The sequence below is a fragment of the Streptomyces sp. NPDC002138 genome, assembly GCF_040296485.1.
Classification (GTDB): Bacteria; Actinomycetota; Actinomycetes; order Streptomycetales; family Streptomycetaceae; genus Streptomyces.
Map to the genome: position 1 here is coordinate 36328 of NZ_JBEOXE010000056.1, position 10257 is coordinate 46584.

General features: G+C 72.5%; 11 protein-coding genes. 7 read left to right on the forward strand and 4 right to left on the reverse strand.

Annotated elements, in window-relative coordinates; genetic code table 11:
* Positions 1–105 precede the first annotated feature (105 nt).
* The 3 genes from ABT084_RS29035 to ABT084_RS29045 are packed head-to-tail and all read right to left on the reverse strand — an operon-like array spanning position 106 to position 2573.
* On the reverse strand, positions 106–1014 hold the full coding sequence (locus ABT084_RS29035) for an NgoMIV family type II restriction endonuclease (RefSeq protein WP_351049967.1): 909 nt from the start codon (positions 1012–1014) through the stop codon (positions 106–108).
* A gap of 49 nt (positions 1015–1063) precedes the next feature.
* The gene (locus ABT084_RS29040; RefSeq protein WP_351049970.1) at positions 1064–1534 is read right to left on the reverse strand and encodes a very short patch repair endonuclease; all 471 of its coding nucleotides are present in this window, start codon (positions 1532–1534) and stop codon (positions 1064–1066) included.
* A gap of 34 nt (positions 1535–1568) precedes the next feature.
* Positions 1569–2573 (reverse strand): tetratricopeptide repeat protein, encoded by a 1005-nt coding sequence (locus tag ABT084_RS29045; RefSeq protein ID WP_351049973.1) that lies wholly within the window; start codon positions 2571–2573, stop codon positions 1569–1571.
* A 47-nt stretch (positions 2574–2620) separates the two neighbouring features.
* Here ABT084_RS29045 and ABT084_RS29050 point away from each other — a divergent pair, with 47 nt between their 5' ends.
* The 6 genes from ABT084_RS29050 to ABT084_RS29075 all read left to right on the forward strand — a co-directional run bounded on the left by ABT084_RS29050 (position 2621) and on the right by ABT084_RS29075 (position 7724).
* Positions 2621–3493 carry a class E sortase gene (locus ABT084_RS29050; protein ID WP_351049975.1) on the forward strand — a complete coding sequence of 291 codons (873 nt, stop codon included), beginning with the start codon at positions 2621–2623 and terminating at the stop codon, positions 3491–3493.
* Between the two features lie 106 nt (positions 3494–3599).
* Positions 3600–3785: a DUF3311 domain-containing protein gene (locus ABT084_RS29055; RefSeq protein WP_351049978.1), complete on the forward strand. Its 186-nt coding sequence runs from the start codon at positions 3600–3602 to the stop codon at positions 3783–3785.
* Between the two features lie 38 nt (positions 3786–3823).
* A complete protein-coding gene (locus tag ABT084_RS29060) occupies positions 3824–5446 on the forward strand; it encodes a sodium:solute symporter family protein (RefSeq protein WP_351050004.1) in 1623 nt (540 codons plus the stop codon).
* 138 nt (positions 5447–5584) lie between these two features.
* Positions 5585–5896 carry a DUF6412 domain-containing protein gene (locus tag ABT084_RS29065; RefSeq protein ID WP_351049981.1) on the forward strand — a complete coding sequence of 104 codons (312 nt, stop codon included), beginning with the start codon at positions 5585–5587 and terminating at the stop codon, positions 5894–5896.
* Between the two features lie 134 nt (positions 5897–6030).
* A complete protein-coding gene (locus tag ABT084_RS29070; RefSeq protein ID WP_351049984.1) occupies positions 6031–6744 on the forward strand; it encodes a YidC/Oxa1 family membrane protein insertase in 714 nt (237 codons plus the stop codon).
* A gap of 122 nt (positions 6745–6866) precedes the next feature.
* Positions 6867–7724 (forward strand): fumarylacetoacetate hydrolase family protein, encoded by an 858-nt coding sequence (locus ABT084_RS29075; protein WP_351049987.1) that lies wholly within the window; start codon positions 6867–6869, stop codon positions 7722–7724.
* A gap of 218 nt (positions 7725–7942) precedes the next feature.
* Here the strand turns inward: ABT084_RS29075 and ABT084_RS29080 are convergent, their stop codons facing one another.
* Positions 7943–9094: a Gfo/Idh/MocA family oxidoreductase gene (locus ABT084_RS29080; RefSeq protein ID WP_351049989.1), complete on the reverse strand. Its 1152-nt coding sequence runs from the start codon at positions 9092–9094 to the stop codon at positions 7943–7945.
* Positions 9095–9150: 56 nt separating this feature from the next.
* Here ABT084_RS29080 and ABT084_RS29085 point away from each other — a divergent pair.
* Positions 9151–10257 (forward strand): ROK family transcriptional regulator (locus ABT084_RS29085; RefSeq protein ID WP_351049992.1); only part of this gene is annotated, 1107 nt, incomplete at its 3' end.

Here is a 10257-nt window from a genome sequence, read left to right on the forward strand (position 1 = left end):
GTCCCGGACGCCGGTCGGAACGGGGGTGGATGCCCTGGCATGCTCCGGTGAATGCGGGAATGTGTGGTCGGTCACATGGGTGCGGTGTCGGCGGCCCTTGCCGGCTCACAGGGTGGCGATGTACTCACGCAGCTCGTCGTAATCGCGCAGGCGGCGCTGGTCGCAGAGGCGCCTGAAGTTGTCGCGGATCGCCAGGCGGGCCCGGGGCTGATTCCCGGAGCAGTATTCGTCGATGGCTTGCGAGAGCGCGGGCAGGTTGAGGTGGTAGACGCAGTCGATCTCTCCCGAGCCCCTGCCGAGGAGGGCCAGCATGGACGGGCGGGGCTCCATTGTCACCGTCGCGAAGTGCGGCATCCGCCCTCGGCGCAACGACGCCATCTTTGCTCCCTGGCTGCGGCAGTCCTGGGCGCGGTCGGTCCGGAGCGTCCACTTCAGGGAAAGGCCTGCCACCAGATGGCGAGGTGCGACCGCTCCGGACGCGACTGCTCCGGAGGTGACGCCGGGCGTCGAACGGGACACGGTGATGTCCAGCTTGAGGAGGGACTCCTCACCCAGGAGGTCCAGCAGGTTGCGGCGGCGGTCCTCCAGTAGCTCCAGTTCGTTGTGGATCCCGTCGAGGTGGGTGTCCAATTCGCTCTGTACATCCGCGGCAATGATGGCGGAGGCGGAAAAGTCCCGGAGTTCTTTCACCCTACGGGTCACCGAGGAGGAGCTGTCCTTGCGGAGAGTGGCCGTCGCGTTGAGGTGCGAGAATTGTTCGAAGCTGGCAATGGACCGCTCCGGTTGCACCATCAGGTGGGGAGACTCGATCTGGAAGTACTGGGTGAGGTCCATCGCCATCGTGCTTGCCATGAGATTGCCGACGGCGTCGGACGGTGCGAGCTTGTCGGGCGTTATCCCCATGGCTTCGAAAAAAACAGTGCCGAGGTCGACGGACTGCTTGTCGCTCGCGTCCGAAGTGTTGGGGCGCCCGTTTCGGTATCCGCAGAGAGAGGCGACGAACGATGCGGGCACAGGTGCTCCAGTTCTACGATGCAAAGGGTGATCGGTGGGTGTGGAGGATTCAGCCGGACCTGGAAGGTCGGGGTGGTGCGAGGCCATCCGAAGGCCGGGAGTAGAAAGCTCCGGCAGACCTGGTCCTCATGATCGTGTCGGCGATGGAGGCAGGAGCTTCGTGCTCCCAGAATCGGAGCACGATCCAGCCGCTCGCCTGGAGGTGTGCGGTTGTGGACCGGTCCCGAGCCATGTTCTTGTCCAGCTTCGTCCGCCACCACTCGGCGTTCGACTTCGGTTGTGTCGCATGCCGAGCACAGCCGTGCCAGAAGCAGCCGTCGAGGAAGACGGCGATCTTGTCCCGCCCAAAAGAAATGTCGATGGTGCGCCGCGGCATGCCCGGCACGGGGACATTCACGCGGTAGCGGAGTCCGGAGGCGTGCAGGAGCCGCCGTACCGCCATTTCAGGAGCGGTGTCGCGTGAGTTCTGGCGGCTCATGCGGGCCGAGACCTCGGGTGAGGAGGGGACGACATCGGGCATGGATCAATGATGCCGGCCCCATCGAGCCGGCTGCTCAGGCCGCCGGTGCGCCGTGGCAGGTGGCGTAGGGCTTGGTTGAGGTGCACCAGCACGGGGTGGTGGGGGACGGGGGCCAGGGGGTGGCTTTGCCGCGGGCGGCCAGGGTGGTGGCGTATTCCGCGAGGAGGCTCGGGGAGGCCGGGGAGGTTTTCTCCGAGGCGGCGAAGGCTTCGTACGAGGGGACGCTCGCCGTGACGATGCCGAGGTTCGTGGTGCCCGAGGCGGCCAGGGCGCGCAGGGAGGTCTCGATGTCCGTCAGGTGCGCGGCGTGCGAGGGGTACTCCGAGGCCAGGGTCGGGTAGGACGCCAGGAGTTCGGTCAGTTCCTGGAGGGGCCAGTGCAGGAGGGCCACCGGGAAGGGGCGGGAGAGCGCGGCGCGGCGGTCGCCGAGCTCGGCGCGCAGGCGGGCGATCTCGGCGCGGAGCTCGGCCGGGTCGTCGGAGCCCAGGGCCCAGATGCGCTTGGGGTCGTGGAGTTCGTCCAGCGGGATCGGGCCGGTGTGGCGGGTGTCGGCGACCATGTCCCAGTCGTCGTGGGCGAGTCCCAGGAGCCGGCGGACCCGGTGGCGGCCCGTGAGGAGGGCCGTCGTGGAGGTGGTGAGGGGTTCCTCGTCCGTGATGAGGAGCTGGGCGGCCTGGGTGAAGCACTCGTGGGAGGCGTCGAGTTCGTCGTGGGTCTCGAGGGTCTCGGCGATGACTTCCCAGGGCGCGGGGTCGTCGGGGGCCGCCGCGCGGATGCCCGAGATCAGGGCGCGGGCCTCGGCCTCGTGCCCGTACTCCCACAGGTTCGAGGCCTGGAGGGCCTTGATCAGGTGGATGTTGTCCGGTGTACCGGCCAGGAGTTGGTCGTAGAGCGTGCTCGCCCGTTCGCGTACGTCGGCCAGTTCGAGGTGGGCCGCGGCTTGCAGGAGCAGCGGCTCCTGGTCCTCGGGGTAGCGGTTCGCCGTGCGGATGAGGCGCTCGGCTTCGGCGATGTGCTCGGCAGGCGTGTCGGGGCGCATGGTTCACACCGTACTGCCGCTGGTCAGTTGGCGGGGCAGGACTTAAGGTGCGGGCCGTGCGGGATCACATACCTGTGGTGGTGCAGGGGAGCGGTCGGCGGGCGCGGCGCGTGGGGATCGCGCGGGTGCTGTGGAGCTGTGCCGAGCTCGCCGTCACGGTGGGTGTGGTGCTGTTGTTGCTGGTGGTGCACCAGGTGTGGTGGACGAACCGGGAGGCCGTGGCGTCGGCGCGGGATCAGGTGCGGGCGCTGGAGCGGGCCTGGGGTGGGGATGGGGACAGTGGCGGGGGCGGAGGCGCGGCCTCCGGTCTGGGTGACGGTCAGGACGTGGGGCCGGGGGATGGTGGCAGTGCCGGTGCCGGTGCCGGTGATGGCCCTGATGCCGATCCTGTTGTCGGGGCGCCGGCTGTTGGCCCGTCTTCCCGCCCCGGTGCCGGAGCGGTGCCCGCGCCCGGCGCGGGGCGGGCGGCGGCCCCGGCCGCGTCGCAGGCGTACGCCGTGCTGCGCATCCCGCGCCTGGGGCTGGTCGTGCCCGTCGCGCAGGGGGTGTCCAAGGCGGCGGTCCTCGACAAGGGGTACGCCGGGCACTACCCCGGGACCGCGCAGCCCGGGGCCCAGGGGAACTTCGCGCTCGCGGGGCACCGCAACACGCACGGGGAACCTTTCCGGTACGTCAACCGGTTGCGGGCCGGGGACGAGATCCAGGTGGAGACGCAGGGCCGGCGGTACACGTACGTCGTGGACAAGGTGCTCCCGGAGACGACCGAGCGGGACGCCGGGGTGATCGCGCCGGTGCCGCGGAGCGTGGTGAAGCCCGATTACGGGTACGGCCAACCCGGGGCGTACATCACGCTGACGACCTGCACGCCCGAGTACACGTCCAAGTACCGGCTCGTGGTCTGGGGAACGCTGCGGAGTTAGTGCGGGGCGAGCCGTGGTGGGCCTGCCGTGGTGGGCCTGCCGTGGTGCGCCTACCGTGGTGGGCCTGCCGTGGTGCGCCTACCGTGGGGCGGTGCGTCCGAAACGGGTGAAACGTCCTCAGCTGGTGTGGCTCGCCACGCCCTTCGTCCTCTTCCTCGGGGTGCTGCCCCTCGTGAACCGGGTGGAGCCGCTCGCCTTCGGGCGGGTGCCGTTCCTGTTGGTGTGGTGCGTCGGGGCGACCCTGGTGACCCCGCTCGCCGTCTGGCTGGCCTGGCGCGGTGATCACCGGTGAGCGCGGCGGCCGTGGCGACCTCCGTCTTCGCCGTGTTCATGGTGGCGACCGTCGCGCTCGGCCTGTTCGCGGTGCGCGGACGCGGTGGCGGTGGCGGTGGCGGGGGCGGTGGCGGGGGGCTCGCCGAGTGGTCGGTGGGCGGGCGTTCGCTGGGCACGGTCTTCATCTGGGTGCTGATGGCGGGCGAGGGCTACACCAGCTTCAGCTACCTGGGCGCGGCGGGCTGGGGCTACAACTACGGCGCGCCCGTCATGTACGTCGTCGCCTACATGTCGTGCGGATACGCGGTCGGGTACGTCGTCGGGCCCCTGCTGTGGGATTACGCGCGCCGGCACGGCCTGGTCGGGATCTCGGACATGGTCGCGCACCGGTACGGCCGCCCCTGGCTGGGCGCGGCGGTCGCGGTGCTGGCGACGGTGTTCCTGCTTCCGTACATCCAGCTGCAGATCACCGGGATGGGTGTGGTGGTCTCCACGGTGACCTACGGGACCGTCCCGCTGGAGTGGGCCTACTTCGTGGCCTTCGCCGTCACCACCGGCTTCGTGGTGGTCAGCGGGCTGCGCGGGAGCGCGTGGGTGTCGGTGCTCAAGGACGTGCTGGTGATCGGGACGCTGGGCTTCCTCGCGGTGTACGTGCCGGTGCACTACTTCGGCGGGTACGGGGAGCTGTTCGCCCGGCTGGTCGCGGAGCGGCCCGAGTGGCTGACCCTGCCCGGGAACGGGGGAGCGGGCGGGCACAGCGGTCTGGGGACGGGGTGGTTCGTGTCCACCTCCGTGCTCAACGCGCTGACCGTGGTCATCTTCCCGACCACCGTGGCGGGCTACCTGGGGGCGCGCAGCGCCGACGCCCTGCGGCGCAACGCGATCCTGCTGCCGGCGTACAACGTGCTGCTGTTCGTGCCCATGCTGCTGGGGATGGCCGCGCTGTTCGTGGTGCCGGGGCTGACCGGCGCGGACTCCAACCTCGCGCTGTTCAAGCTGATCGTGGACTCGTTGCCCGCGTGGGCGGTGGGGGTGATCGGGGTCGCGGCCGCGCTGTCGTCGATCGTGCCGATGGCGGTGTTCATGCTGGTGATCGGGACGATGTGGGGGCGCAGCGTGCTGTCGTTGCTGCCCCGGTGGAGCGCGGGGGAGCGGCAGAAGCTCGCCTCGCAGGTGGTCGTGGTGGTGGCCGGGCTGCTGGCGCTGGTGATGACCTACACGGCGCCGAACACGCTGGTGCGGCTCTCGCTCATCTCCTACGAGGGGATGGCGCAGCTGGTGCCGATGCTGCTGCTGGGGCTGGTGTGGCGGCGGTTGACGTCGGCCGCCGCGGTGAGCGGGCTGGTGGTGGGGGTCGCGGTCGTCTGTGCGCTCGTGTTCACGGGCAACGACCCGGTGTGGGGCGTGAACGCGGGGATGGTCGCGCTCGCGCTGAATCTGGTGGTCGCGCTGGCGGCGGCGTGGGGCGGGCCGCGGGAGGCGGATGGGCGGCCGGACGCGGAAGTGCTGGCGGCCGATCCCGCTGTCGTGTCCGCTCCCGCTGTCGCGGCCGGTCCGGCTGTCGCGGCCGGTCCGGCTGTCGCGGCCGGTCCGGCTGTCGCGGGCGGTTCGGCTGCCGTGTCCGCTCCCGTTGTCGAGGGCGGTTCGGCTGCCGATTCCGATCCTGCTGCCGGCGGGTGAGGCGGCCGTGGGCGTGCTGGTAGTAAGTGCGACGGCCGTGGGTGCGCTGTCAGTGGGTGCGGTTAGGGTGGTGGGCAGAACGACATCCGGGTCGGGACCGGATGCGTATGCCACGCGTGGAGTTGGGGGGTGGGTCGAATGGCGCGGGTCCGCGGACTGTTCAGCGTCGTCCTGCTCGCCGGGCTCTTCACGCTGCTGCTCGGCTCCTCCCTCGGCGAGAGCGGCCTGAGCGCGGCCGTCGCCTTCGCGGCCACGGCCGCCGTCGGAGCCGCGGTGCTGGGCTGTGCGGCGTTGCTCGCGCGGTGCGCCGCGCCCGTACCCCCCACCCGAATACGCACCGCGATCCGTGATCGCGAACAGCGCACGGCCTTCCTGCCGCAGCGCGATCCCGACGCCTCCGGCCGCTCGCGGCCCAGGGCGCCCGGGCGGCTCGTCCTGACGGCCGCGTAGGGGCGCTCCCGGGTCATCGCGACCCCGCACCACCCATATCCCTCGCCACACCCACGCGCCCCCGCGCGGCTCGTCACGCCGAAATGCACCTCACGCATCTTTCGACGTCCGACGAGACCTCCCGGAGGGGCCCCGTGTCCGTTTTCAGCTCTCTCACCCATGCCCTCACCCAGGGCGTGGCGCAGCCCGTCGCCGCGCTCGCCCGCCTGCTGGATCCGGTGGCGGCGCCTGCCGCGACCGCCGTCGCGATCGTGCTGTTCACCGTGCTCGTGCGGCTCGCCCTGCACCCGCTGAGCCGGGCCGCCTTCCGGGGCGCGACCCCGACGGCCGGGTGCCTGCCCGTACTGGTGCAGCTGCCGGTGTTCTTCTTCATGTACCGCGCGTTCACGTCCACGGACAGCGGGCTGCTGGGCGAGCGGCTCTTCGCGGCGCCGCTCGGGGCCCGGTGGTCCGACGCGCTGGGGGACGGCGGCCCGTTCGGTGCGTCGGGGCTGGTGTTCCTGGCGCTGTTCGCCGCCATCGCGGCCGTCGCCGCGTGGAGTGCCGTACGGGGGCGGCGCGCCGCGCGCTCGGGCGGTGGCCCCGAGCTGCCCGCCACGGTGCCCGCGGAGCAGCGGGAGGCGATGCGCAAGCTGACCGGGGTCCTGCCCCTGCTCTCCTTCGGCACGCTGATCACCGCCGCCGTGGTGCCGCTGGCCGCGGGGCTGTACCTCATGGCCACGACCGGGTGGACGGCGGCGGAGCGGGTCTGGCTCCAGCACCGCAAGGAGCGGGCCGCGCTCGGAGACGGGCGTTCCGCTCTCGGAGACGGCCGTTCCGCTCTCGGAGACGCGCGTTCCAGTCTGTGAACAGGGTCTTGCGGATTGGTCGGACATCTTGGAGGATCAGCCAATCCTCCGATGGCCGCAACCCATCGGCCGGCCCGGGGCATGCCCGCGGGCCGACCACCCACGACCACGGGAGAATGCCCATGAAGCTGCTGCGTGTCGGACCGGTGGGTGCTGAGCGCCCCGCTCTGCTCGACCAGGACGGGACCCTGCGGGACCTGTCCGGCCTGATCACGGATGTGGACGGCGCTCTGCTCGCCGACGACTCCGTGCTGTCCCGGGTACGGGACGCGGCCGCTTCCGGCGAGCTTCCGGTCCTGGGCGCCGAGGGTCTGCGGATCGGTGCGCCGGTCGGCCGGATCGGCAAGATCGTGGGCATCGGGCTGAACTACCACGCGCACGCGGCGGAGGTCGGCGCCGAGACCCCGGCGGAGCCGATCCTGTTCCTCAAGGCCCCGGACACCGTGGTCGGCCCCGACGACACCGTGCTGATCCCGCGCGGCAGCGTGAAGACCGACTGGGAAGCGGAGCTGGGCGTCGTCATCGGCAGCACGGCCCGCTACCTCGGCTCGGCCGAGGAGGGCCTCGCGCACGTCGGCGGCTACCTGCTCGTGAACGACGTATCGGAGCGCGAGTTCCAGATCGAGCGCGGCGGCACCTGGGACAAGGGCAAGAACTGCGAGACCTTCACCCCGCTCGGCCCCTGGCTCGTCACGGCCGACGAGATCCCGGACCCGCAGGTCCTGGACGTGAAGCTGTGGGTCAACGGCGAGCTGAAGCAGGACGGCGAGACCTCCGACCAGATCTTCCCGGTCGGCGAGGTCGTGCGGTACCTGAGCCAGTTCATGACGCTCCACCCGGGCGACGTCATCGTCACCGGCACCCCGGCCGGCGTGGCCATGGGGCAGCCGGAGCCGAAGCCGTACCTGAGGGCCGGTGACGTCGTGGAGCTGGAGATCGAGAAGCTCGGCCGCCAGCGCCAGGAGTTCAAGAGCGCCTAGGCCCGGGTCCCGGCCCGGCTCCCGGCCGGCCCGGGTCCCGGCCGGCCCGGGTCCCGGCCGGCCCGGGTCCCGGCCGGCCCGGGTCCCGGACGCGCGAAGGGGGCGGGTCCGCCATGACCGGCGGGCCCGCCCCTTCTCGTACCCGTACCCGTACATGTACCCGTACCCGTACCCGCACGCGTAGCCGGAGCGTCAGCCCCGGCCTCGTGGTGCGGTGTTCAGGCGGATCCGCCGGCTCGCGGTGAGATCTCCACCGCACACCCCTCGTCGGACGAGCGCCGCGCCGCCTCCAGGACCGCCAGGCAGTCCGCCGCCTCGTGCGCGGTGACCGGAGCCGGGCCGCCGTCGCGCAGGGCGGCGGCCACCGCGGCGTAGTACGCCGGGTAGTCGCCCGGCTCGGTCGGTACGGGCCGGCCCCCGCCGGTCAGCGGGGACTCGCCGGAGCCGATCCGGCCGCGGCAGTGCTCGGGCTCCTCGCCCCACGGCAGGTCCACGCCGGGCCGCTTGCCCTCGCGCAGGGCGCCCTCCTGCGGGTCCAGGCCGTACTTCACGTACCCCGCGGACGAACCGAGCACGCGCATGCGCGGGCCCAGCTGGGCGGTGGTCGCGCTGACGTAGAGGTGGGAGCGGACGCCGTTCGCGTGGGTGAGCGCGATGAACGTGTCGTCGTCCGCCCGCGCGCCCGGCCTGCGCACATCCGTCTCCGCGTACACCCGGACGGCCGGCCCGAACAGCACCAGGGCCTGGTCCACCACGTGGCTGCCGAGGTCGTACAGGAGCCCGCCGATCTCCTCCGGGGCGCCGGATTCGCGCCAGCCGCCCTTGAGCTGCGGACGCCAGCGCTCGAAGCGGGACTCGTAGCGCTGGATCTCGCCCAGCTCGCCGTCCTCGATCAGACGGCGCACCGTGAGGAAGTCGTTGTCCCAGCGGCGGTTCTGGAAGACGGAGAGGAAGGTTCCGGTCCGGTCGGCCAGCGCGGCGAGTTCCCGCGCCTCCGCGGCGGTGGCGGCGAGCGGCTTGTCGACGACGACGGCGAGGCCCGCCGTGAGCGCGGTGGTGGCGAGCGGGACGTGCGTCTTGTTGGGGGAGGCGATGACCACCAAGTCCAGGTCCGCGGCCCGGTTCCACAGGTCGTCCGGCGTCGGTACGACGTGCGCGTCCGGGAATTCGGCGAGCACCTGGGCCGCGCGGGTGGCGTCGGAGGTGACGACGGTGTCGAGGACGAGGCCCTCGGTCGCGGCCACGAGCGGGGCGTGGAAGGTGGAACCGGCGAGTCCGTAGCCGATCAGCCCCACACGGAGGGGGCCGGTGCGGGGGGTGTGCGTGCCGGACGGGGAGCCGCTGGTGCTGGTGGGAGTGGTGGTAGCCATGGAGTCCACTTTGGCAACACTGTTGCCTAAGTGCAAGGAGGGTGGACAATGGGCGGGTGATCAGGGGTAGCGGTGGCGGGGACGGTACGGGCGCCACGGGCGGCGGCGGGGCGAATCTGGCCGGGCTGCGCGGGCACAACGCGGCGCTGGTCCTGGGCCTGCTGCGCGCGGCGGGCCTGCGCGGGGAGGCGGGGCCGGGCCGCGGCGAGCTGGCCGCCGGTACGGGCCTGACCCCGCAGGCCGTCAGCAAGATCACGGCCCGGCTGGCGGCGGAGGGCCTGGTCGCGGAAGCGGGCCGCGGCGCCTCGACCGGGGGCAAGCCGCGCACGCTGCTGCGGCTGGTCCCCGAGGCGCGGTACGCCGTGGGGGCGCACCTGGACCGCGATGAGCTGCATGTGGTGCGCGTGGATCTGCTGGGGCGGGTGGTGGCCGAGTGGCGCCAGGAGCTGGACTTCGGCGCCGCGCCCGAAGCGGTTGTGGGGGTGGTGGCGGACGCGGTGGTACGGGCCTGCTCGGGCGGGTCGCCGCTCGGCATCGGGGTCGCGGCGCCCGGGCCGCTGGACCACCGGTCGGGGGTGCTGGGCCGGGTGACGGGCTTCCCGGGCTGGGAGGGGTACCCGCTGCGGGCGGCGCTGGAGGCGCGCATCGGGCTGCCGGGACCCGGGTCGGTGCCGGCGTCGGTGCCGCTGCTGGTGGACAAGGACACCAACGCGGGTGCGGCCGCGGCGGGGGCCGGGCCCGGCCCGGGGTCCGGCAGCTCGGTGTACCTGCACGTGGGTACCGGGCTGGGCGCGGGGCTGCGCCTGGGGGGCGCGGTGTACCGGGGGAGCCGTTCGGGCGCGGGGGAGTTCGGGCACCAGGTGCTGCTGCTGGACGGGCCCGCGTGCCGGTGCGGGGCGCGCGGGTGCGCGGAGGTGCTGTGCCTGGAGGCGGTGGCGCGGGGCGATTTCGCGCGGGCCGCACGGGTGCTGGGGGAGGCCGCGGCGAACCTGGTCGCGCTGCTGGACGTGGACCGGGTGCTGCTGGGCGGGCGCGTGGTGGCGGCCGCGCCGGAGGTGTTCGTCGAGGGCCGAGAAGGTCGCCATGCTCGACCACCTCTCCAAGGGCCGCTTCGAATTCGGCACCGGCCGCGGCGCGGGCAGCCACGAGATCCTCGGCTTCCT